Here is a 24,295-nt window from a genome sequence, read left to right as displayed (position 1 = left end):
ACCGGGCATGTGCCCACAACACGAAAAAATATGGCAGATATTAGCTCAGATCAAGCTTTAAATGGACTAAAAATTAAAACGGATGCCTTACCGAATGATTGGTATGTGACATTAGTTAATCCCAAAGAAGGAGAACCGGGAGAGAATATGACGGTAGCGCGGTTTGTAGAATTGCTTACAAGTAAAATACCTAATGCAACGAAAGATGCAAATGGGTTGATGAGCAAAGCCCTTATCCCTTATAATGGTCTTTGGACTATAACACTTAAAGAAGGGGAAGAATATGATTTAGGAGGATATCGTTACTGTAGAGCATTTACTGTAACGATTCCGAATTCAGGAATCGTCGGATTTTTTGTTGTAGACTTATTTTCCAACTCTCATTTGATTTATGGCGGAAGTCCTTTTTCTGAAATATATGGAGAGTCAAATAAAGTGTCTCTTGGAAGAAAGGTAACAGCTGGAAATGTTTTCGTTTGCAATAAATTATCACAAACAATCGAAATAGGAATAGTGTAAAATATGGATAAAAATATAGAAAAACGATACTATCTCAATCGAGATAGACAGAAGCTTATAGAATCCTTACAAGCCTCTGATTATAAGATTATCAAAGCGACAGAATATGAAGCTTTGGGGTTAGATTATGAATATGACCTTAATGCTTTGCATCAGGAACGACAATCTATCCGGGACCAGATCAATTTGCTTGAAGAAAAAATCGTTGAACTGGACGAACTGAAAGGAGGAGCAGGGAAAGAATAGTTCAAAACGCAAAAAAAATGAGCCAGCAGGGATGTTTTTGCTGGCTCATTTTTTATTACACAAAAGAATCAAAAACCTTTACACCTAATTGTCTATCCTGATCAAGCACATGAGCGTAGACCAATGTTTGTTTAATATTACTATGTCCCATGATTTCTTTTAGAGTATTGATATCTTTTGTTTTTCGTAAAAAAATTGTAGCGAAAGTATGACGTCCGAATTTTGCACAAAGTTCTCTTTTTATACCAGCGGCGGAAGCTATGAGTTTCAATTTTTCGTTTACTTTTTGATCTGTGATCATGCCCTCCCATAAAGATCCAGATTTCCTGTTTTTGCGTTTATGATTAATAATTTGTTGGAGTGGCTCAGAGATAGGGACTCTTACAACTCGTGGTCGTATGTTTACCATTTTCCCTCGCATATACCAAAATTCATTATTGCCGATCTGGTCGATTTGTAAAGATCTGGCATCTGAAATATGTAATGAGCTGAAACACATAAAAAGGAAAAATTCTAACACATCATGAGTTGTCCCTGTAAATAGATGTTGATGGTACATATCGACAAGAGTTTTTAACTCTTGTTCTTCTAGGGATTCTGCGGTTGTATCTAATGCTCCTCGGAGTTTTAAACTTTTGATGGGGTTTTCTTTTATAATTTCTTTTTTAACGGCTTCATTTATATAGACAGCAATAGTACCAATCGTCTTATTAATAGTAACTTCATTGTTGCCACGCTTGTTTCTTAGATAAAGAACGAAGCGGCGGAACATATCTGTAGTTAGTTGATCAAATAATAGATATGGTTGAAATTGCTTTAGTTTATTTAGGCAAGCACAATGTTTCTTTCGTGTTGCTTCCGCCACCTCCTGAAATCGTAATCGTTGGTATTCCTCACAGAATGCATAAAAGTCCTGATGGTTTTTAGGGGAGTTGTATTCCTTCCAAAAAAGATCGGTTGTCAATCGTTCTTTCCGTAAACGGTAGCAGACTAGAATGTCGTTAATAGTTGCTTTTATATTTGATATGATTAAGTTCTTGTCAGAAGCAAATTCATATGATTTTTTGATTACACCGCTCTCTTTATCGAAATAAGCAGGGGGGACACTAATGCGTGTCGGAACCTCTATTTTTTCACGATTGATATAAAAACTAATGTAAACAGGAGCTTCTCCATGTTTGTTAACTCTTTTCTGTGATACGTTGAATGTTGCCATATATTTACCTACAATATTAGTTTTACCTGCATTGAATAATGAATATTTGTGAATTTATTTTATGAACATGCTTGTATGTGATTGATATGCCATAAAATAACAAGGGCGGCATCCCTTGCGGAATGTCGCCTTTGTGAATAGCTGTTAAATTGTGGAGAATATCGGACTTTAGAACTATACTGATACTCAATATGTAACAGATGTTTGTTCCCTACAAATTCCCTACAGTTGTCAGTTATTATCCAGTTAAATAATTTTTTTTCATGATGAATATAAGTGATTGAAATGTTATAAAATAACAAAGGGAATATCCATTGCTGAATACTCCCGTAATATTTAATATGTGTTAATTTGTGGAGCATATCGGACTCGAACCGATCACCTTTAGACTGCCAGTCTAACGCTCTAGCCAGATGAGCTAATGCCCCGTCGTTTTATTTTCGAGTGCAAATATAGAGTTTTTCCTGATATTAGCACTATCTTTGTGTAAGAAATTTAGAGAAAAAGAATATGATCGTTTATAATACAACATTTAATATAGAGAATGATATCCTTGCCGAGTGTATTGAATATCTGAAAAAGAGTTATATACCCCGTGCGGCAGCTAGCGGATTTCTGCGGACACCTTATCTGCGTCGTATTTTACAGGACGAGACGGAGGATGCAACCAGCTATTCGGTTCAGTTCCATGTAAAGAATCCGGAAACACTGGAGTATTGGATGCAGTCCGAAGGCCGTGACTTGCAACAGGAGCTAGTGAACCGTTTCGGAACCAAGCTGGTGGGCTTCAGTACCTTATTGGAGGAAATAGACCTGGAGTCATGACGAAAGACCGTGTCATATTGGGTATCGACCCCGGAACAATCGTGATGGGATACGGCGTTCTGAAGATTGAAGGGAATAAACCGAAGCTTGAAGCTATGGGCGTTCTTCAACTGAATAAGTACGAGGACCATTACTTGCGTTTGAAAAAGATATTCGAACGGGTACTGGCCCTTATCGACCAGTATCACCCTGACGAATTGGCAATCGAAGCACCGTTCTTCGGGAAGAACGTACAGAGTATGTTGAAGCTGGGAAGGGCGCAAGGTGTCGCTATGGCAGCAGCATTGGAACGCGAAATTCCTATCTTCGAATATGCACCGTTGAAGATCAAGATGTCTATTACCGGTAACGGGAATGCAGCCAAAGAACAGGTGGCGGGAATGTTGCAACGTTTCCTACATATCCCTCAAGAGTCGATGTTGCCCCAGTTGGATGCAACCGACGGATTGGCAGCCGCTGTTTGTCATTATTTCCAGACAAATAATCCGATTTCGGAGAAGAAGTATAGTGGATGGAAAGATTTCATGGCAAAGAATCCCGGTAAAGTACGGAAGTAAGTAGAGATTACAGCATAAAAAACTCCGGTCCTTGGTTAACAGGAACCGGAGTTTTTTTATTGAGAAAAGAAATTATCTTTTGCCAAGTTCATGATCCAGAAGGATGGCATGATGTTCGCCGTACAGCTTCAACTTGTCGACGATTGCTTTTGCTGTCGATTCTTCTTCTACCTGTTCGCGAACGAAACCGTATAAAAAGTCTTTGGCTGCATGATCGTTGTCTGCTTCTGCAATATCGACCATCTTGTCAATCAGTTCTGATACATGTACTTCGTGTTTGTAGACATGTTCGAATACTTCCAGTGGAGTACCCCATGCAGTCGGAACGACATTGATCTGGTTGATGACGATGTCGCCACCGCGGTCGATAGCGAAATCGATCATTTTGTGGGCATGTTCCATCTCTTCTTCAGCCTGTTTCCGCATCCAGTGTGCACAACCGTTCAGTCCTGCTTTCTGGAAATAGATCGACATTGACAGGTACAGGTTTGAAGACCACATTTCAGCTTCTACCTGTTCATTGAAAGCCTTTGATAAGTTCTTACTTAAGATCATAATATTTTACTTTTTTGAGTTGTATCTGTATAAAATTGGTCACAAAAAGTGTGCCAGACTATTTTATACAATACCTTGCGCCATCATAGCTTTGGCAACTTTCATGAAGCCGGCAATGTTGGCACCTTTCACATAGTTCACATAATTACCGTCTTTACCGTGGGCGACACATTGTTCGTGAATAGCGCCCATGATCTGATGCAATCTGGCATCCACTTCATCGGCAGTCCAGGAGATATGCATGGCATTCTGTGTCATTTCCAGTCCAGAAGTAGCTACGCCGCCGGCATTAACCGCTTTGCCCGGAGCAAATAGTTGTTTGTGTTCGATAAACAGGTCGACTGCTTCGGCTGTACATCCCATGTTGGAAACTTCGGCAACGCATAATGTTTTGTTCTCGATCAGCTTACGTGCATCGTCGGCATCCAGTTCGTTCTGTGTGGCGCAGGGCAGGGCGATATCCACTTTCTGTTCCCAGGGCTTCTTGCCGGGATAGAAAGTGGCGTTGGGATATTCGTCGGCATAAGGAGCCACGATATCGTTGCCACTGTTACGCAGTTCCAGCATGTATTCGATTTTATCACCCGAAATACCGTCCGGATCATAAACATATCCGTCCGGACCGGAGATGGTTACGACTTTGGCTCCCAATTCGGTCGCTTTCTTCGTTGCTCCCCAGGCTACATTTCCGAAGCCGGAAACGGCAACTGTCTTACCTTTTATATCTATGCCGTGAGTTTCAAGCATTTGATGTACGAAATATAAAGCACCGTATCCGGTTGCTTCCGGACGAAGGATCGAACCTCCGAACTCCATGCCTTTACCTGTAAAAGTACCGGTGTTTTCGCGAGCCAGTTTCTTGTACATGCCATACATATAACCGACTTCACGTCCGCCAACGCCAATGTCGCCTGCCGGAACATCGCGGTCCGGTCCTAAGTTACGCCACAGTTCCATGATAAAAGCCTGGCAGAAACGCATGATTTCTGCGTCGCTCTTGCCACGGGGTGCAAAATCGGACCCACCTTTACCGCCGCCCATCGGCAGGGTTGTCAGCGCATTTTTGAACGTTTGCTCGAAGCCCAGGAACTTCAGGATAGATAAGTTTACCGACGGGTGGAAACGAATTCCTCCTTTATACGGGCCAATCGCATTATTAAATTGTACGCGATATCCTAAATTAACTTGCACTTCACCTTTATCGTCTACCCAAGGTACACGGAAAGTAAAAATGCGTTCGGGTTCAACCAACCGTTCGATGATTTTGGCTTTCTCGAACTCTGGATGCTGGTTATAAACCTCTTCTATTGATAAAAGAACTTCTTTCACGGCCTGCAAGTACTCTTTTTCACCCGGGTGCTTTGCTTCCAGTGCAGATAAAATAACTTCTGTCTTCATAGCGTTTCTTGCTTTTAGGAATAACAATGTGTAGGCAAATGTAGCGAATCCTATGGAATGACCAAGTGTTTTGCTTACTTTTTGATAGTGAATTATATGTTTTTAATCATCCGCAATAAGCAGTTTATAACAATGCCCATCCTAACAACCTTAGGATGGGCATTATTAGGTGATTAGAATGGGCATTGTAACGACCTTAGAATGCCCATTCTAACAACCCCTTGATTTGCAGGGCGTAGGTGCTTGGTGGCAGGCGGGTGGAGGGGTTAAGGTGTGGGGGACATCCCGGGACTATCGTTGCGGACCGGGCGTATCCCGAAACCATCGGTATTGTAGAAGGCCTCATAAGGGGCTATCAGGTTCAGCCCATCACCGCCTCTATTGGTCCATTTACCTCCGGGCTGAATATCATTACGGTGGAACTTCAAGTGGTAAGAGTTTGTCTCATTATCTGCCATATTGAACCAAACATAACCTTCGCCCATGAGATCGGGATCCCCCGTATTCGGATATTGTACAACCTGTGCGTGACCATCATAATCTCGGTAACCGGTGACAGGGAAGATGATGGATTGAATTTTCCTCGTGTCCGTGTAAAGTTCCAAAACTTGCCTGTTTACTGAGCTGCCGGAATAATAGTCCGACAGCATGTTGCTTTCAAGTACATCATACCAGTCATACGGAAATTTTGCATTTCCTCCATGGGTTGTAAATCCGGTGAAAACAGTGTTGTCACCTACCTGATATCCCGGAGGGCAGGGGTCATAGACCGTCTTATTACCATTATTTGACCACAGGTCGGAATATGATTTGTTTGTACTATAAAAACCTTTCTTATAATCCTTGGGGTCATTGGGCTGTCGCGTAGCATTATGCCATTTGTCAGGATTCTTAACAAGCACCTCAAGGCACTCTATAGTGTTTTTACGGTTTATGTTATTTGCAAATTGCGCCGGTTCATTATAAAGTCTGGGAGGATCATAGTCCCCACTTTCACCATAAGGGGTGGTGCTATCATGAGTCCATCTCTTTTTGTTTTCCCAAAGTTTGTTTGATCCGACAAACGGATCCTTACGTCCCCACTGGTAGTAAGGATGGTCGCCACGAGGAAGGAGAAAATGGGGATATTGCTCAATCGTCCTTATTATCTCGTGCTCTCCTACTTTGAATGTTATATCACATTTGCGGCGCTTATAATATTTTATCTTTTTGTCTCCTGCACACCATCCGAGATTGACAGGCATGACATCGAATGCTTCCTCTTTATGGTTGAGAATCCGGATATCCTTCTCGAAATCTTCGGAACCGAAACGGGTTGCCCAGATGTGCCAGCTCCAGATCGCTTTTGTGCTTCCGCTTTTCCCGTATACTGTACCTCGGTCTATATCGACATACTCATCTTCATCTGCACTTTTGTCAATCAAGGCTATCACGGCATTTCCTTCCTGTATGTTACTTATGTGGAATTTTATTCCACCATTACTGTTAAAAAGAGTAGGATCATATTCTATTTCATCTGGTATGATAAGATTTTCAGCATCCTGCCATATAAGTTTCACACTGACATTGGAAGTTTCTAAGTTTACATTATTATCCTTAATATATGGGGCTGAAATTTTTTTATTAAGATGGTTTACCATGTGCGTTGAAGAATATGCTGTAGTGTTGTATTTTCCATCTGTGATGGCATTTCCATACACGAGAGGAAAACAATACCAGCCGGGAGCACCCACCATGTAGCAGTTGGCGGTATTCTCCACAGTACCTCCTCCATCTATGCCAGAAAGATTATACGGGGAGCCTTCAGAACCTTTGTTTGTAGTAGGAAACAAGCCATTGATTGTGGATTCAGTCGGATCTGTCATGGAGGCAACAAAAGTATATGGTGTCTGTGACCTGTCATCACTAAGAGTACCTTTGGTAAGTGTGAGCCATCCGGAGGTAGTGTTATCTATCTCCCACACCCCGGTCTGCTTATTATACGAATAGTAAGTATAGCTGATTTTCGGGTCTATCCATTCTTTGTCCATGCCGTTCGTAGCATAGCTGGTCACCGTGATTACATTCTGATCACTGAAATCATGGCCGGCGTTTGCCATGGTAGCAGAATAGTCTTGAGCAGGCACGAAAAATTTGCCCTGATAGTTCACGTCTTCGGGGTAGGTGACATCCAAATACTTCTCGCCATACTCGATGTGCCAGTCTATGTCATTGCCATAGTCCTTGAAGTTCATCGTAATCTTGTAATGGTGGTTACGGACTAAATCGAAATTATTTGTCGCATTATTTCCAAGCATGAAGCGGTAAATGATTTTACCCTCTGATTTATATTCAGGCCGGTTGGCGACATAATATCCTTCCACTTCGAGGTAGGTGCCGTTATCAACCCCGTCTTTTGTCTTGGAGTCAATGATGCCGTCTCCGTCGGTGTCTTGAAGTTTGGATTTGTCTTCATGTGTACCTTGCATATTTTCATAGCAAGGAAGTGCTTTGGCGTTGTCATCATGGAAACTTGTAACGCTTGAATCTTCCCAGATATTTGGAGTAAACGTCTGTGTTTTTGTCACTGTGGGCCAACTGTTGTAGTCGTCTCCCTTTCCATAGCTGATGGAATAGTCTGATGAGGTGCATATGATATTGTTTGTATTGTCAGTATTGTCTGTGTTTTCGGTATTGTCAACATTAACAGCAAAGGAGTTTGTTCCAAGTAATGCACCGGATGCCACATCCTTCAGTACGGCATTCTTAATATAGACCGTGACATCCTCTTTCAGATTCGTTCCGTCGAAATCGACGGTCACTTTCGATACCGCCCTGCGCACCCAGGAATGAATGTTTTTGGTGGTCGGGGTGATGGTAAGGAGTTCGTCGGCTTCAAAACCCTCATTGCCGGGAGTGGTTCCCGCACCGCCCAGTTTGAATACACCGAACATTTCAAGGTCTTTCGTAATATCATCATTCCAAACAAGTTTGAATTTTTTAAGTCCTTCGATGGTTTCTACCTTCGTGAGGTCGCTCTTCTGTTCATCGGATATATTGGCAACGGCATAGATATAGTACTCGCCAGTCTGTATTTCCTTTGTGAATGTGACATGCTCATGCGTAGAGCCTTCTGAAGGAGTGGGGGTGAAATTTACATCCCCGCTGTAATCTTTATTAAGTGTTCCTTTTGAATCGAAGAAGAACACATACAACGATTTTATACCCTTGTATTTCGTCCCTTCAGGGGCTTCGGTACGTGTCTGTACTTTTGTCGTTACAAGCGGTTTGAAAATAACTTCGCCTTTGATTTTAACCTTTGCGTCGGGTATTTCCTCCGTGTTTATAAAGTCGTCCGTGCATCCGACAAGTGTGACAATCATAGCCAGGGAAGCCAGGATGATCGAAAAAATGATGTTATGTTTTGTATTATACTGTAACATGATTGTTCATGAATTTTAATGTTCCAGACTCACTTAAGGTATTTTACCCATTCTCCGAGTATGGCTTCTCTCTTTGCATCTGTATCTCCTTCCGACCAGGGATAACGGTTGCCGAGAATATCAAACCAGTATTTCGGATATATATTACTCTTCCCATCCCAGCGTACCTGATTCCAATTTAATCTATCCCATTCGTACAGGATGCGGCAGCACTTCAAATTCAATCCTACCTTCTGCAAAGCAGCATAAACTGATTGGGCGTCAGCGTCTCCATTGGGATCTCCTCCGGAATCAAGCCATACACGCTGCCGTAGGTCATTGAGATAAAAAGCGAGCCAAGGATTCGACCCATCCTTTACCGGTTTATATCCGGTTATCCCTTCCGCTGTGAGCAGATATTTCTTTCGGGTCTCCTTCTCGAAAAAATGGTCAAGTTTTGCCGCTGTCCGTTCGTAATCCGTATACACAAGTAAATACTCTTTGCTATTGATGGTCACAAACGACGCATTGTCATCTCTTCCGAGGTAAAATGGAGTTCTTTTAGTCGGGTCTGTAGGGTTTTCTGTCTGGTCATACCAGCATTTGTTCCCATTTTCATCCTTACCCACTATGTATCCGGTGAATTCCTCTCTCTCCAGTCCATAATCGGGTTTGAGTTCTACCGATGTGAAGGGGATTACATCCACCACAAGCTCATCAGCGTCTTCCGTAAAGATGAAACCTACCACGACATGCGTATTGCGGAAAAGCGAAGCCAGGTGAGGCAATGTTTTGGAAGGATATGTCTTCACCTCTTCCTCCGTTCCGCCTACGGCTCGCTCTTTCGTGCGGACAGTAATGCTGTATTCCTGTAGTTCCAAAGGATTGCTTCCGCCTTTTATCGTCTTGCTTTCCGGCAGGTAGATGGCATTGGATGTTTCGGCCGACGGGGATGGCTGTGCGTCTGTAGCTGCCGGTATTTTCAGCGAGGCATCAACTGTGGCAGTTGATGTTACAGAAGTTGGCACTTTATAGTCGGTCAGCCATTTATTGTCTGTGCCACTTTGTGAGGCGTTGGCTTCGTATCCCATCCAATCGATCCAGTCTTTCTCTAAATCTAAGGACTTATATGTTACGTTACCGTCCGTTTTCGTTTCTTCGACTACCCAATACTTGTCGTCCTTCTTGTTCACATGGGGCATCAGGTACATCTGGTCGGTTATTACCCCGTTGATATCGATGCCGGTCACGGTGATGTCTCTCTTTTTCGATTGGTTGGTGAACTTGAAAGAGAACTTGGTGGCTGCCCGTACCAGATATAACGGGTCCGGGTATGTCAACTTACCGTCTGGGAACTTGTTGAGGGGCGGTACATCAATCTCATACAGGGCGGTCATCGGCAGGGCGGAAGGTGTGTATGAGTAACCTGAAGTGGATACATCAAACACATAGTTGTCTACCGGTACCCGGCCCGTATCGTCCGGAATGAACTGCTTGTCGGTAAAGTCAAGCGGTTTTCCATCAGCACCGACCAGGCTATTTCCGTTATCGTTTGATTCATTCGCGATCAGATAGATTCTTTTCCGGCTGTCGGGGGCGACTTCGAAGGTATATTTGTTCGACAGCTGCGATCCCCAAGAAACGGTTTTGTTATGTTCCACCACCCACGCAGCGTTTTCCGTTCCTTCCTCCTTCCCCTGCGAGACAATCACGATGCGCAGCGTCTTGACACGATCGTCTGCGACCGGCTCTTCACCCGCACGGGTAGAGATTCCGGCCAGGGTCGCCTGGAACGTGAGGAATATATGGTTGCCATCTTCTTCTTCGCGCGGGAATTCGGGCGTTTCGTTCGAACACGCGACGAATCCCAATAGGCCGCAAAGGAGGAGGCATAATATACTGATAATATGTCGATGTTTCAAATTCATTTGTTATCGTTTTACAAGTCGAAATCGTTCAGCCGGATCACCCAGTCTTTGACCTGGATGACATAGCATCTGTAACCGATGATGGGATCAGGATCGGGGTCCGGATCAGGATCGGGGTCTGGGTCGGGATCAGGGTCAGGGTCAGGACCTGGATCCGGGTCCGGGCAATCGGGGCAGTAGGTCGGGGTCAGGAAGAAGATGATGGAGTATTCGTCCTGGCGGTCGAGGTATTCCTGCGCCGATATATTGTGTCCCTCCATCTGCGTGAGGAGGAGGTAGTTGTTGAGGTTGACGTTGATCACGTCCTCTTTCCATTCCTTGTGGCGCACGATGAGGCGGTAGTTCCGGCGGGCCATCAGGCGCATGGTGTTCATCTCGGCGACGGCGACGGTCTGATTCACCGGTTTGCCCATGAGGCTGTCGCCTTCGGCGATGTTGACGTTTTCCGTATAGTAAGGCAGGTAGGTGATGGCGGGGTCGGACAACAGTTGGTTGTCATAGTCCATATAGCCGTTGTCAGCCACGATGCGGAACGTGAAGTCGCGCACGTCCATGCAGTTGCCGTCGGTGTCTTGCAGCACGAGGCGCACTTTGTTGGTGTTCTTGGCGAGCGAGATGGTGTCGGCTTCCGGAGCGTCGCGGGTGACGGTGAGCGTGTCGAGGCTATGCCACAGGGGCGTCAGCTCGTCGGGCTGCGTCGCGTCGTCGCGCCGGAGGGTCTTCACGCGGCAGTCTTTGTCGGCCGAGGTTTCCTGCGGTGCGGGCCACTCATAGCACTTGTCGTCCAGTCCTGCCCAGGTGACCACCCGGTAGGTGCCCGGTTCGAGGTTGAGGGCGATGGAGTTGCGGCTGTCCAGTTCGCTTTTTTCAATGCGCCGCTGGAAGAGGTAATGGCCGTCGGCATCGTGGAAGAAGAGCGTCAGGTAGTCCACTTCGTGCTGCAAGGCATCGGCAAACTTCATGTTGTAGTCATATTTGAAATGTAGCCGGTATTCACATTCGGGCAGCGAATCGTCGTGGATATAGTTGCACGCACAGAAGCCTGCCACCCAGACGGCTGCCGCGACCAGCCCTTTACAAGTATGAAATATACGGTCCATAATCTTGAATCTTTTTGTTGTTTCTTATTCGTTCCTCCTCCCGGTATCTCTCCGGCGGGGAGGTGAGGGCATGCCCTCCAAAGAGGGGCTGTGCCAGCACAGCCTACTCTTGAGTGATGTTTTTGTTACAGGATGATATCGCCGTTATCACGGATTACCCAGTCTTTGACATAGATTATTACATTGAAGCGGTATTCCTTGGTTTCGTCATCTTTATCCGGATCCGGTTCGTCTGTGCCTGACAAACCTAAACCGCTGATATCGGTTACAACCATATCATAAATGTTGTTGCGCACGATGCCGAACTCCATGATACCCATCTCGGTCGGCTTGCCGTTATTGGCATGTCTGATCCAGTAGGGATAGTAGGTTACGCCGTCTTTATATTCTTTCACGTTGGCATAAACATGTTCTGCCTGATTTGTAGCAGCCAGGTAATCATCTATATTGTCACTTGCGCTAAACGTCGTATTTTCATTATAATTCCCTTGTTTATATGTAGCTATACGAGCTCTTAGATACCGGATATAACCCATTGGATCGGAATCAGTGCCTTGATAGAATGCGCTATTCTCGAATTCAGATATTTTTATTCCCCCTATGTTTGCTGTTTTAAAATCATCATAACCGTAGATTTTTGTTTGTGGTCCCAACGTAGCCTGCCTATTCCAAACAAATTCATTGAATATTGCTTCAAAATTTTGATAGACATTTGATTGATAGACCAAGAAATTTTTACCCTTAGTTTTCGAGGTTATCTTTCCTTCTGTCAAGTCATCATAAATCACATCAATGGGTCTGACTTCTTTCCCTGTACCGTCTTCCTTATCTGCAACTGCGTTCCACTTTAGCGGAAAATAAGTGGCTTTAAAGAGGGCACCGGTTGAATACCCGTTCTTGGAATAGGTGACACTTGTCGTATTTTCCATCGTGTAGTCGATCAGGATGCTGGTGTCGTTTGGGTCATTGTTTTGTGGATTTGCATTTAACATTCTTGTATTATCTAATGTACCCCATAATGCATCAAAAGATGCACCTTTAAACACATTGCTATACTTCAGTCCGGGAACAGGATCTGTAGCAGTCAGCATATAAGGAGCTCCTTTTGGGTCGTTTTCAGCTGCTATATTGCTGTAATCTGTAATTGTAGATGGCTGTTGAGTTTTATTTCTTGTCCACGGGTCGATTACATAGTTTGTGCCGGGATATACATAGCCGGCTCCAGGAATAGCCTCTTTTTTCATTGTTTCATCACCTAACCATGAGTCATCGCCTTCGGTTAAGGCAGAAATGTCATTTGATGTAGTTTCCAATGTAACCCGCTTCAATAGGTAAGAACCGGATGTCAACTTGTTTACGAGTGCCACATTATCGAGACGTACTTGGGCTATTGTTTCCTCTGTGCCTTCGTCATCAGTTCTCTTAATCGGGTATATGTAGTTCTCTATTTCGGGTTTATTTTCGACAGGTTTGATGCGAACCTTGGCAGCCAGGCGTTCTACGTGTACTTTGACTTCCGGAGCATTGCTTTCTGTTGCATTGGCATCCAATGTGACAGTTTCGCCATCTTTCATATGTGATGACATGATGAAATCTCTTTGAAGTCCCTCTACCGTATGATGAATTTTATCAACCAACAAATTGGCTAATTTGGTAGCGGTGATATCTGTGGTGCTTTTGATTGTTTCTGCCAAACTATTATCACGCCAGTTGGTTACGGTTATCACTCCGTACGTGTTTTTGTCGAAATCTTCATCATCTGTCGCTGTTACCAATACTGTTACGGATTTATTGTGCAAGTTTCCATCACCAGGGTTCATAGAACCTGACGTTTTTGCGTAACCCGCTCCCACGATTTTCGATGATTCTTTGAATTCCGGCTCAGTCAATGTGTTATTTCCACCGCTTCCTGATTCGTTTTTGTAAAGAATGACTGTTACATCACTTACAATATACTCATTTACCTTTCCCACTTCGTGGCCATCGCCATCTTCACCACCGGTAGGGGGAATGTCTGACGCAGGAGGATCGGCGCGTGTCACGACACCGGTATTGACCGTTACTTTCATGTAGGTACTCGAGCCGTTCCCATTGGGGTTCTCGTTACCTTTGCCCGGATTATCCAAGTCGTCCGAACAGGACACCGCCGCGAATGCGAGGGCAAGTGCCCATAATGAATAATGTTTAAGTTTCATATACTTTGTTTTTTATGAATGAATATTTTAATATCTCTGTTAATCAGTTGTTTAAACCTTTTGGAAGCACCCCTCCGAACACTGCCGCAGTGCCCCTCTGACGACTGCCGCAGTGGTTACCCGACGACTGCCGCAGTGGTCGGAACACGACTGCCGCAGTCGTCAGAGGCCTTCTTCCGGGGTGGCGATCATTCGATTTCCGGACGATCGCTGCCTCCTTCTTCTTTGCTTGATTCATCATCCTTTTTGACGCGGGTGAAGGTCATGCTGTCGCGCACTGCCTGTATCGTTTTCCCGGGGATGAACGAAATGGAAGGGCGTTTCATCATGGTGGCGGCATCGAATTCTTTTTCGGTGGCTGCTCCCTTGCTCCCTACTACCGGGCGGAAAGTCCCTAACTCGCCGGCTTGCACTGTGCGACCCTCCTTTACGTGGCGGGCAATGTGGCGGGGCAAGCGGTCGAGACACGATTTGACATCGGCACTGGTCAGGGTTGTTTCCTCTGCGATAGCTTCGCATAATTCTTCGAAGCCTACGGTTCCGTTGTTGACCAACTGGGCATAAAGCTTGGTTGAGCCTTCGGGCGCATCCTTCGAAAAGTCTTTGCGCAGAACTAATTTGTACTTAGCACTCATGGCATTACTTTTTTGAGGTTAATAATGTGTATTCAATCATCTGCTTGACTTGCTCCAAATTGGCGGCTGCGGCATCTGCCACTTCGGGGTTGCCGGTCAAACGTGTGAGAGTCTTTTCTGCTTCCGTCCATTGTTCGCCGAGCATCAAGAGGATGGCTTCCGCCAGTTCCTTATGTGCCGAAGGGGTGGCCTTGGCCAGGTAGCGGCGGGCGCGGTCGGGTTGCTTGTTTTGCAGGGCGATGTTGGCGGCGTTGAGGTTCGACACCGGGTCGTCGGGATACATGCGGACGGCTATTTCGAACACCTCCTTGAACTCGTCGCTGCCGGCCGGGTAGCTCAGTGCCACGCGGTGCATCTCTTCGAGGCTCAGTTGCGAGGGGGCGCGATGGATCAGTTCGCGTGCCTCTTCGACGGTAAAGTTGCGTATGTTGTATTCCACCACATAGTCCGAACGGCGCAGGGCGGGATAGATTTCTGCCAGGATCTGCTTGTAGACGGGCAGCTGTTTCAATTTGGCTTCGCGGGCATCGAAGTCGGCCGGTTCATCGGCACGCACGATGGCGAGGGCTTCCGCTTTCCCATCGAGCGTCGACGCTTCGAGGCGTTCCTCCAACCCTTCCCAGTCTTCCGGCTCGGCGGTGACGTCGTAGGTGGTCTGGTTGTTGAACTTGTACAATCCCATCACGTAATTGAGCAATGCCTGTGCACGTCCTTCCGCCAGGCGGCGGTTGTTGGCGTAGGTACCTTCGGGCGACGCGAAGCCTTTGATGGCCAGGCGGGTGATGGTGGCATAGTTGTTATCTTTGACGGCATCGATGGTCTGCCGGATGGCAGCCAGCTCGCTGGGGTTCTTGCGGTAGTCGGGGTATATCTCGGTGCGGTTGACTGGGAAGTCGAGGAAGGCTTGCCCGTTGAGCGTACGGCGTTTCACCTCTTCGGCAGCGGGTGCGAGGAAGGCAGGCACTGGTTTCAACACGATCGGTTCGATGAAGTTGATCGGGAAGAGCGTCGAACGGTCGTTCTGCAGCGTTTCCCATCCGCAGCCGCATTCGTCGGTGACGAGGGCGATTTCGGCGCGTTTCATCCAGGGGGCCATCGGGGTACGGGCGGTGTAGCCGAAGGTCTGCGACTCGCCGTTCGTGCGGCGCAGGGCGTATTCGCCGTGGGTGGCGTAGGTGCGTCCCGTGCGTTCATACAGGATATGGCGGTCGCGCCCGTTGAGGATGATCGGGGTGAGCGGGCGGATGCTGTCGCCCGAGGCGACGACCGGTGTGCAGACGATGCTGCGGCCTGCGGGCACGTCCACTTCGCTGAAGTCGAGCGTCATGCCGACGAGCAGCGTGCCCTCCGATTGCTCGACGTTCCGGTCCTTGACTTTGATTTCTTGTGCCTGCAGGGCGGTTACTGCCAACAGGCTTGTTGCTATGAGTAAAGATTTGTTCATTTTCATAAGGCGGCGACGATTAGAATTGGTAAATCAGGTTGATGGCAGCCTGTGTGGGGCCGAAATAGTGCTTCTTTTCGTACCCTTGCCGGCGTCCGCAGTTGGTGCAGGGGTATTTCTCCGATTCGAGGTAGAGGTAACCCACGCCGACGGTCGCTTCCAGGTTCCAGTGTTTCGAGAGCAGGAACGAGTAGCCATAGCTGACACCTACGCCCGCGCCCCAGCCCTGGTGACGTTCGCCTTCGGTGCCCAGCAGCTTGATGTCCGATACATTATATAATAGGTAGGGGATGTGCAGGCCGATGAAGTGCTTATAGGAAGTTTCGCAGAACCAATAGCGCAGTTCGGGATGCAGGCGCAGGTGTTTGAGCGATTTGCCGTAGCTGCCGTCGTCTTTCTTCCCGTCAAATGGGTTGAGGCCCGCTTCGACGTCCAGGCTCCAGTGGCGTGCCAGGCGAAATTCCACACCGGCATTGAATGTTCCCATTACTCCCCAATAAGGGATGTTGGTCTTGATCCCGACGGTCGAACCTCTTTGTCCGGCTAACCTGTTTTCCTGGGCGTGGAACAGCAGGGGGAGCGTTGAGAGAAATATCATGATGACAAATTTTCGTATCATACCTTCTATAATTTGATTGTTATTTGATATTCTTTTTTTTGCCGAGCGAAGCGGCCAACTCAGGTTCGTGTGTCCGTAGGTAGCGGCGGAAGGTATCCGCGTCTACCCCGAACTCGGCAGCCGCATGGGTGACCGGGCGCGGACGGGCTTTCAGGCTTTCGATGGCCGGGGCATATTTGGCGGCGGTCGACTTGAGGTAGCGTTTGCTTTGGCTCAGGTCGAGGTCGTATCCGTTACAACCGGCTTCGGGAACGCCACCCCGCCGTTCGAGCATCAGGTCGCGATGCCACATGCGCAGGTGGTTGCGGAAACCTTCGAGCGTGACGCCGGTACGGGCAACGACCTCCTTGGCGGTCAGGTGAGTCGTTCGGTAAAGTTCGACCGACTCGCGGTATTTCTCATACGTGCCGAAGGAGGGTTCGGCCGCACGGCCGTTGCTCTCCGGCTTATCCTCTTTGCAGCGGTTTGCCGTTGGCCGGTAGAGGGTGCTTTTTTGTTTCACCAAGTCTTTGTGGTAGAAGCGCAGGTACTGGCTGAGTCCACCGAGCGAGACTTCGCACTCTTCGGCGATGGAGGGCAAGTTGCGGTCGGTGTTACGGAACAGTTCGACGGCACCGGCATATTCAACCACGCTTTCGGGGCGTACCCCGCGTAGGAAGTTGTCACCGAAGCCGAGGCGTTCCCTTGCCTTTTCGCGCCGTTCGAGGATCTCCGGGTAGTGTAGTCTCAACTGGTTGCGCAAGGCTGTCCCGTCGTGCCCGAACATACGGGCGATCTGTGAGACGTTGTATTCGATGTAGTCGAAGTCGTCGCAGGCTTCGATGGCTTGTTTGTATTTTTGGTGGGCGGCAGGTGTCTGGCCCCGCTTGCCTCGTAGTTTGCCGTTTTCTGTGAAGAAGGCACTCTTCTCCGGTTCGGCATTGTTTCGTTTGAGCACCAGCTCCCGATAATGCCGCCTCAAATAGACCCTGAAACCGGACAAGCTGACACCACATTGTTCGGCAATTTCCTTACCGGTCATGTCGGTGGTCGCATACAACATGACTGCTTGCGAATATTTTCCGTAAGAAATGTCAAATGTGACTTGTTGTTCTATGTTTTTTTCTTCTTCCATCCGATACCTTTGGGTAGTAACTTATTTATGAAATAAGTTTTTCGTAGGGAACTTTATGGTCCGGGGAACGCGGATGGAGGCGTGTAAAATAACAATTACTGAACGCAGACGACTCAGAACGCGCAGAGTTACACAGACTATTTTATTAAAAATTGATCTTGTCTGCGTTGTTCTGCGCTCCGTCTGCGTCGTCTGCGTTCCTTGGGTGGGTATTCATATCCATAAGCGGACAAGTCTGGCAATAAAAAAGCAGGAGAGCTTTTTATCTGAAAAAGTCTCCACTTATTTTTTTTGTTTCCACATTTTCTACTACATTTGCTTTCGATATAAGGAAATATTTCCCTTAATCCAAGCGAGAAACATCACTAATCTTCTGATAGAAAACTTGTTATAGGTTATATATCCTTATTTCATAAATAAGGACTGTTGTGTGTCCACCTTATTTCATAAATAAGGTAATATTTTGCTTATCCCCTGTCAAACAGTCTGTTGATCGGGGCGGAAACTATCCGGTTTGCCTTCGTCAATTCCGACACATCCAATTCACTTAAATAATAACGGGTCGTTTTTTCCGAACTATGTCCCAGCCCCTGGCTGATAACGGCTACAGGGACACCTGATTGTAGAGCCGACGACGCCCAACTATGCCGTATCACATATGAAGTGAAAGGAACGGGGATATTGAGTTTTTCACCGACCGTTTTCAACTCTTGATTGTGCATGGCTAAGCAATGTTTATATTGCGAGTGGGTTGGTGAACTCGACGGGAGGATGGGGAAAAGGAATTGCCTTTCTCCGTTTGCGGGCGCATATTTGTGAATGATCTGCCACATGCCGGTAGTGATTTCCATACGGATCTGTGCCCCCGTCTTCCGCCGGTTATAGACCAGTTCGCCGTTGCGGATGTTGTTTGCCGTCAGGTAGGCCATATCAACAAACGGCATCCCGCAAGCCAAAAAACTGAACAGGCACAGGTCTACTGCCAATTCCTGACTACGTGAACCGTCGGTTGTAAGATTAGCCAGTTCACGGATAAGGGTGACGGATATGGCCCGTTTGATGGTCGGTTCCCGTTTTAGTTTTATTCCTTTGAAGGGATGTTCGGCAGGGTGCAACAAGCCATCGTAGCAGGCGGCATTATAGATGGCGCGCAAACTGCTCAGGTAGGAGTTGATTGTGTTCGTTGCCAATCCTTTACTTTGTAAATAGGCGGTAAAATCGGAGACCAGGGTTCGGGTCAGGTTTTTTATGCGAAACTCTGTATTTCCTGTAAATCTTAGAAAATGATTGACGGTAACCTGGTAGAGTTCTGCTGTACATGTCTTGTTCAACTCCTTTTTCTGTTGGATACGCATGTTAGCATATTCGAGAAGCGGTAATGTGGAAAAAGTTTTCTTTCGTGCCATAATTGTATTTTATTTAAATGATTATGATTGCCGAAATAAATAAAATACGAATGAATGGTTTCTTAATATTTACGAATTGGAAATATTTTCCTTATTTTTGGGCGCATATAATTCTATGAAATCATTATGAGCGGAATACCGGACTTTCAGAACCTTGTGTTTAAAGACACATCATTCGCCAATCTAATGAATAAGCGTATATATAATGTACTGCTTATCGCTACAAAATACGACGCCTTTATGCTGGAAGACGACGGACGGGTAGATGAACAGATATTCAATGAATATACCTCACTCAGCCTGCGTTATCCTCCCCGTTTTACTCAGGTGACAACGGAAGAAGAGGCGCTTGCCGAACTAAAAGATCGTAATTTCGAATTAATCATCTGCATGCCGAATATGGATAACCGCGATATTTTTGCGGCGGCAAAGGAGATAAAGATACATTATCCGAATATCCCGATCGTGGTGCTCACGCCTTTCTCGAAAGAGGTCTCCAAACGTATTGCCAATGAAGACCTGAGTGCGATAGATTACGTATTCAGTTGGTTGGGCAATGCCGAGCTGCTGTTGGCTATTATCAAACTGATCGAGGATAAGATGAATGCACCCGACGATACGGCAAGTGTCGGGGTACAGATCATCTTGCTGGTGGAAGACTCCATCCGTTTCTATTCGTCTGCTTTGCCCCATCTGTATAAATTCGTATTGGAACAGAGCCAGATGTTTGCGAAGGAAGCGTTGAACGGTCACCAGCAAACCCTCCGGATGCGTGGTCGTCCGAAGATTAAGCTGGCCCGTACTTATGAAGAGGCTGTCCGTATTTTCAATCAATACCGGGATAATATGCTCGGTATCGTTTCGGATATGAGTTTTATGCACGACGGGGTGAAAGACCCCTATGCCGGGTATAAATTCGGGCGGTATGTCCGCAAGACCGGGTTGATCATACCTTTCGTGTTGGAATCGTCCGAGTCGAGCAATAAAGTATATGCCGAAGAGTTGGGAGCCTCGTTTATCGATAAGAATTCGAAAAGTTACCCGCAGGATTTGCGTAAGAAGATCATGCAGCGTTTCGGGTTTGGCGATTTCGTAATCCTGAATCCGCAGACGAAGGAAGAGATTATGCGTATCAAGGATTTGAAGGACTTGCAGAAGAAAGTGTATCAGATTCCCGACGATTCGCTGGTCTATCACCTTTCGCGCAACCATTTCTCCCGTTTCTTTTATTCGCGTGCCATGTTTCCGCCGGCAGAAGTGTTGAAGCGGGTCGATGTTAGCGATTATAAGGATATGGATGAAGCACGCAAGCTGATCTTCGACCTGATTGTGCAGTACCGGCGCATGAAGAACTCCGGAGTGGTGGCTATCTACCAGAAAGAACGTTTCGACGAGTATAGTAATTTTGCCCGTATCGGTGACGGTTCGTTGGGAGGAAAGGGTAGAGGACTGGCCTTTATGGGTGCGATGGTTAAGCGTTATCCCAAGCTGGAGACGGAGAACTTTAACACGAATATTCCGAAGACCGTAGTGATCTGTACGGATATCTTTGATGAGTTCATGGAGACAAATGAACTTCTGCCCGTCGCCCTGAGTGATGCGGATGACGAAACGATATTGAAATACTTTCTTCGTGCCAGTCTGCCGGCCAGTTTGATCGATGATCTGATGGCATTCTTCGATGTGGTGAAAAGCCCGATAGCCGTCCGTTCGTCCAGTTTGCTGGAAGATTCGCATTATCAACCGTTCGCCGGGATTTATTCTACCTATATGATTCCCCGGTTGGAAGATAAATATGAAATGCTCCGCCTGCTGAGCGATTCGATCAAGGCGGTGTATGCCTCTGTCTTTTACAGGGATAGCAAGGCGTATATGACTGCTACGTCCAACCTGATCGACCAGGAGAAGATGGCGGTCGTCTTGCAGGAGGTGGTCGGCAACCGTTACAACGATCATTTCTACCCGACTATCTCCGGCGTGGCCCGTTCGTTGAATTTCTACCCCATCGGTAGCGAAAAGGCGGAAGACGGAATTGCCAATATTGCCCTCGGTCTGGGTAAATATATCGTAGATGGCGGACAGACGTTGCGTTTCTCTCCCCGTCATCCGCACAATATCTTGCAGATGAGTACGATGGATTTTGCCCTCCGTGAGACGCAAACTCGTTTCTATGCACTCGACCTGAAGAACCTGGCGGAACAGTTTTCTATCGATGATTCGTTTAACCTGCAACGATTAGGATTGAAGGAAGCCGATGCGGACGGTTCTCTGAAATATATTGTTTCCACTTACGATCCGTATGATCAGATTATCCGTGACGGTTATTATCCCGGTGGTCGTAAAATCCTGTCGTTCGTAAATATTCTCCAACACGACGTTTTCCCTCTGGCGAAGACGTTGGATGAGTTACTTCGCATCGGGCAGGCCGAGATGGGACGTCCTGTTGAAATAGAGTTTGCGGTAAATGTCGATCCGAACAACCACGACAAGGCAACTTTCTATCTCCTTCAAATTCGTCCGATCGTCGATAATAAGGAAATCATGGATGAAGACCTGACGCAAGTCGGTAATGAGGAAACGATCCTTTCGTCCACCAGCGTGCTCGGTCATGGCATCGTGACGGATGTGCAGGATATTATCTATGTAAAGAGCGGTGCTTTCAACTCGTCGAACAACCAGTTGATTGCCTATGAAATAGAAAAACTGAACCGTCGTTTTACGGAAGAAGAGAAGAATTACGTGCTGGTCGGTCCCGGACGTTGGGGAAGCAGTGACCATTGGCTGGGGATTCCGGTGAAGTGGCCGCATATCAGCAATGCCCGTGTAATCGTGGAGTGTGGTTTGGAAAATTATCGTGTCGATCCAAGCCAGGGAACGCATTTCTTCCAGAACCTGACATCCTTCGGTGTCGGATATTTCACCATCAACCCGTTTAAAGGAGACGGTTGGTTTGACGAGGAGTATCTGAATGCCTTGCCGGCTATCGAGGATACCGAATATCTGCGGCATATCCATTTCGACAAGCCAATCGTCATTAAGATGGACGGAAAGAAGAGTTTGGGTGTGGTGCTTAAGCCGGAATGAGATAGTATATAACAAAAAAGTCATCTCATGCATCAAGCAGAGATGACTTTTTTGTTATATGGCGCAATGATGTATCAATCTTTCTTCTTAATGAAGTCTGACGGGTAATTCACCTTGTTGATGATCTCATTATCTTTCAGGCGTATCCAAGTTTTGAAACCATTCTCACCTTCCGTCATTTCAATCACACGGGCGCCATTTGTCAGGTTGTTGTAAACAGTGTTGCCACCGGTATAGCGGCCGTAAGCCAGCAGGATACCTTTCCAGTAAACGGCATAATCATCGTCGTGGTCGTGACCAACGAATACTCCTTGTATATCGCCCATTTCTTTCATGGAAGCGAACAGTCCGGAGTTGAGTTGCGGAGCGCAAGCCTTTTCCTTACGTGTTCCTACCAGAATGGCTGTTTCATCGGAAGCCGCCTGGTTGTATTCCGGCAGAGCGATATGGAAGAAAGCCAGTGAAGGAATCGGGGTACCTCCGTTTTGTTTGGTGTATCTGGCACTGTTCTCACGATACCATTGGATCTGGTCGAATTTGATATAATCGTATCCGCCGATGCCATTGATCTGGGAGTATGAATGTGAGTCCATGCAATAAAGGATGGTAGCATCCTTACTTCCATCCGATGATTTGATCGGTAGGATATAATTGCTTGCTCCCGATACACCTTTTACAGAATCTGTCAGGTTGTAGGGGATCGTTTTAATGATGTCGAACAATTCGGTGCGTGTCAGGCCCTGTTCGTTGTCGTGATTACCGAATGTCATTCCAAAAGGAATCTTACGGTCGGAAGCCAGTTTTAAGACTTTCCGCATACCTTCTTCGGCTGGTTTCCCGTAGATCACATCGCCGGTGAAAAGAACCAAGTCCGGTTTTTCTGCATCCAGCACTTCATTGATCCTTTCAATCGAAATGGCCGATTTAGGATTCTCATATATATAATGTACGTCAGTAAACTGGACGATCTTGAATTTTCCGTCTTTATTGAACTTCAGTGACGGCTGTTGGGCGTTACCGTTCAACAGGCCACCCAACAGGAATAATGCACTTATAAATAACTGTTTCATTGTTTTCTCTTATTTATTTGAATACCGGCATCGGACGTCCGATCCATACCTGAGGCTGAGTCAGACCTAATAATTTAGCCAGTGTGGAAGCACAGTCGAACTGCATCATGCTGATGTCGTCAAAGCAATAGCCTTTCTTTACGTTCTTTCCTGCAATAATGAACGGAGTTTCCATCTCCTGCATTGTCTTGCCTCCGTGTCCTTTGTTGATACCGCCGTGGTCGGCTGTGATAACGAAAATAGTTTCATCCATCATGCCGGCTTTTTTTACTGCTTCAACGATCTGTCCGATATAGCCGTCCAGTTCTTTCAGCTTGGCGTAGTAAGAAGGAGTATCATGACCGTCTGCATGACCGATATGGTCCGGATTGTCGAAGATAACAGCGCACAGATTCGGCTTTTTCTCTGTGATATATTTAACGGCTATTTCTGTCAGTGCTGTCGGGTTTGTGTTATAATCAGGACCTTGTGCGTGATAGCTGAGTGACAATGTGTCTACCAGATATTTGATGCCGTCCCAGTCATAGATACAACCGATCTCCGCTTTCGGGTCGGCGTCGCGGTATAGCTGGAATACTGTCGGGAAGATGCCGTGCTGGTTCAGTTCGCGTGAAGGAAGCTCCGGAGTCCGTGATCCCCATTCGGTATATCCGTGAATCTCAGGACCTGCACCCATAAACATGGAAGCCCAGTTCACTGCACTGGAAGAAGGTAATACGGAACGTTTTTTCAAGGTATAAGAACCGTCTTTCATAAATTGCTTGGTGACGGGCATCTCTGCTTTTTCCACACTATAAGCACCCCAGCCATCGAGGCCGATCCAGATTACGTGTTTGGCTTTTGGTTTGGCTGCAAAAGCCGAACTGATTGTAACGATGGCTAAAACCAGAATAAGTAATAAATTTCTTTGTTTCATGATATGTGTTTAAATTTTGTATTAGTTCACCAAAGGTATGTATAATTGGCTCGAATACCCAATTATC

At 46.5% G+C, this 24,295-nt stretch carries 18 protein-coding genes, 1 tRNA gene and 1 pseudogene; 5 read left to right on the top strand and 15 right to left on the bottom strand.

Features of this window, described 5'->3' with window-relative positions; translation table 11 throughout:
- Together NBH15_RS23925 and NBH15_RS23920 are read left to right on the top strand one after the other, a co-directional pair.
- Positions 1–519: pseudogene (locus NBH15_RS23925) on the top strand (hypothetical protein); the annotation flags it as partial.
- A gap of 3 nt (positions 520–522) precedes the next feature.
- Positions 523–765, top strand: a complete 243-nt coding sequence (locus tag NBH15_RS23920) for a hypothetical protein (protein ID WP_250823730.1) — start codon at positions 523–525, stop codon at positions 763–765.
- Positions 766–820: 55 nt separating this feature from the next.
- Here NBH15_RS23920 and NBH15_RS23915 read toward each other — a convergent pair whose 3' ends face one another.
- Positions 821–1,981, bottom strand: a complete 1,161-nt coding sequence (locus tag NBH15_RS23915; RefSeq protein WP_250823729.1) for a site-specific integrase — start codon at positions 1,979–1,981, stop codon at positions 821–823.
- Between the two features lie 354 nt (positions 1,982–2,335).
- Positions 2,336–2,409, bottom strand: a tRNA-Ala gene (locus NBH15_RS23910).
- A gap of 82 nt (positions 2,410–2,491) precedes the next feature.
- Between NBH15_RS23910 and NBH15_RS23905 the strand changes: the two genes are divergently transcribed.
- Entirely contained in the window at positions 2,492–2,806 is a 315-nt protein-coding gene (locus NBH15_RS23905) for a DUF4286 family protein (RefSeq protein WP_007657297.1), read from the top strand.
- A complete protein-coding gene (gene ruvC / locus NBH15_RS23900) occupies positions 2,803–3,363 on the top strand; it encodes a crossover junction endodeoxyribonuclease RuvC (RefSeq protein ID WP_007657299.1) in 561 nt (186 codons plus the stop codon). The genes NBH15_RS23905 and ruvC overlap by 4 nt, the downstream gene beginning before the upstream one ends.
- 72 nt (positions 3,364–3,435) lie before the next feature.
- Here ruvC and NBH15_RS23895 read toward each other — a convergent pair whose 3' ends face one another.
- From NBH15_RS23895 to NBH15_RS23845, 11 genes are all read right to left on the bottom strand, one after another.
- Positions 3,436–3,918: a ferritin gene (locus NBH15_RS23895; protein ID WP_186958992.1), complete on the bottom strand. Its 483-nt coding sequence runs from the start codon at positions 3,916–3,918 to the stop codon at positions 3,436–3,438.
- Positions 3,919–3,981: 63 nt separating this feature from the next.
- On the bottom strand, positions 3,982–5,316 hold the full coding sequence (gdhA, locus tag NBH15_RS23890; RefSeq protein ID WP_007657303.1) for an NADP-specific glutamate dehydrogenase: 1,335 nt from the start codon (positions 5,314–5,316) through the stop codon (positions 3,982–3,984).
- Between the two features lie 266 nt (positions 5,317–5,582).
- Positions 5,583–8,738 (bottom strand): DUF4906 domain-containing protein, encoded by a 3,156-nt coding sequence (locus NBH15_RS23885; RefSeq protein ID WP_250823728.1) that lies wholly within the window; start codon positions 8,736–8,738, stop codon positions 5,583–5,585.
- A 29-nt stretch (positions 8,739–8,767) separates the two neighbouring features.
- Positions 8,768–10,645 carry a hypothetical protein gene (locus NBH15_RS23880; protein ID WP_128133760.1) on the bottom strand — a complete coding sequence of 626 codons (1,878 nt, stop codon included), beginning with the start codon at positions 10,643–10,645 and terminating at the stop codon, positions 8,768–8,770.
- Positions 10,646–10,656: 11 nt separating this feature from the next.
- Positions 10,657–11,745, bottom strand: a complete 1,089-nt coding sequence (locus tag NBH15_RS23875; RefSeq protein WP_250823727.1) for a FimB/Mfa2 family fimbrial subunit — start codon at positions 11,743–11,745, stop codon at positions 10,657–10,659.
- 125 nt (positions 11,746–11,870) lie between these two features.
- Positions 11,871–13,940: an Mfa1 family fimbria major subunit gene (locus tag NBH15_RS23870; RefSeq protein ID WP_199676265.1), complete on the bottom strand. Its 2,070-nt coding sequence runs from the start codon at positions 13,938–13,940 to the stop codon at positions 11,871–11,873.
- A 188-nt stretch (positions 13,941–14,128) separates the two neighbouring features.
- Positions 14,129–14,575, bottom strand: coding sequence for an HU family DNA-binding protein (locus NBH15_RS23865; RefSeq protein WP_128133758.1), 447 nt, complete (start codon positions 14,573–14,575; stop codon positions 14,129–14,131).
- A 4-nt stretch (positions 14,576–14,579) separates the two neighbouring features.
- A complete protein-coding gene (locus NBH15_RS23860) occupies positions 14,580–16,025 on the bottom strand; it encodes a DUF3868 domain-containing protein (RefSeq protein WP_250823726.1) in 1,446 nt (481 codons plus the stop codon).
- Positions 16,026–16,038: 13 nt separating this feature from the next.
- Entirely contained in the window at positions 16,039–16,638 is a 600-nt protein-coding gene (locus tag NBH15_RS23855) for a DUF3575 domain-containing protein (RefSeq protein ID WP_128133756.1), read from the bottom strand.
- Between the two features lie 19 nt (positions 16,639–16,657).
- Positions 16,658–17,752, bottom strand: coding sequence for a hypothetical protein (locus NBH15_RS23850; protein WP_250823725.1), 1,095 nt, complete (start codon positions 17,750–17,752; stop codon positions 16,658–16,660).
- Between the two features lie 467 nt (positions 17,753–18,219).
- A complete protein-coding gene (locus NBH15_RS23845) occupies positions 18,220–19,158 on the bottom strand; it encodes a tyrosine-type recombinase/integrase (RefSeq protein ID WP_250823724.1) in 939 nt (312 codons plus the stop codon).
- A gap of 126 nt (positions 19,159–19,284) precedes the next feature.
- Between NBH15_RS23845 and NBH15_RS23840 the strand changes: the two genes are divergently transcribed.
- Entirely contained in the window at positions 19,285–22,242 is a 2,958-nt protein-coding gene (locus NBH15_RS23840; protein WP_250823723.1) for a PEP/pyruvate-binding domain-containing protein, read from the top strand.
- Between the two features lie 74 nt (positions 22,243–22,316).
- On the opposite strand, the gene NBH15_RS23835 is transcribed toward NBH15_RS23840, so the two are convergent.
- Both NBH15_RS23835 and NBH15_RS23830 read right to left on the bottom strand, forming a co-directional pair.
- A complete protein-coding gene (locus NBH15_RS23835) occupies positions 22,317–23,312 on the bottom strand; it encodes a metallophosphoesterase family protein (RefSeq protein WP_250823722.1) in 996 nt (331 codons plus the stop codon).
- Positions 23,313–23,325: 13 nt separating this feature from the next.
- Positions 23,326–24,228, bottom strand: coding sequence for an alkaline phosphatase family protein (locus NBH15_RS23830; protein WP_250823721.1), 903 nt, complete (start codon positions 24,226–24,228; stop codon positions 23,326–23,328).
- Positions 24,229–24,295: the final 67 nt, after the last annotated feature.

It is taken from the genome of Parabacteroides caeci (assembly GCF_023656795.1).
Taxonomy (GTDB): domain Bacteria; phylum Bacteroidota; class Bacteroidia; order Bacteroidales; family Tannerellaceae; genus Parabacteroides; species Parabacteroides segnis.
This window is presented reverse-complemented; position numbering and strand designations above follow the sequence as displayed.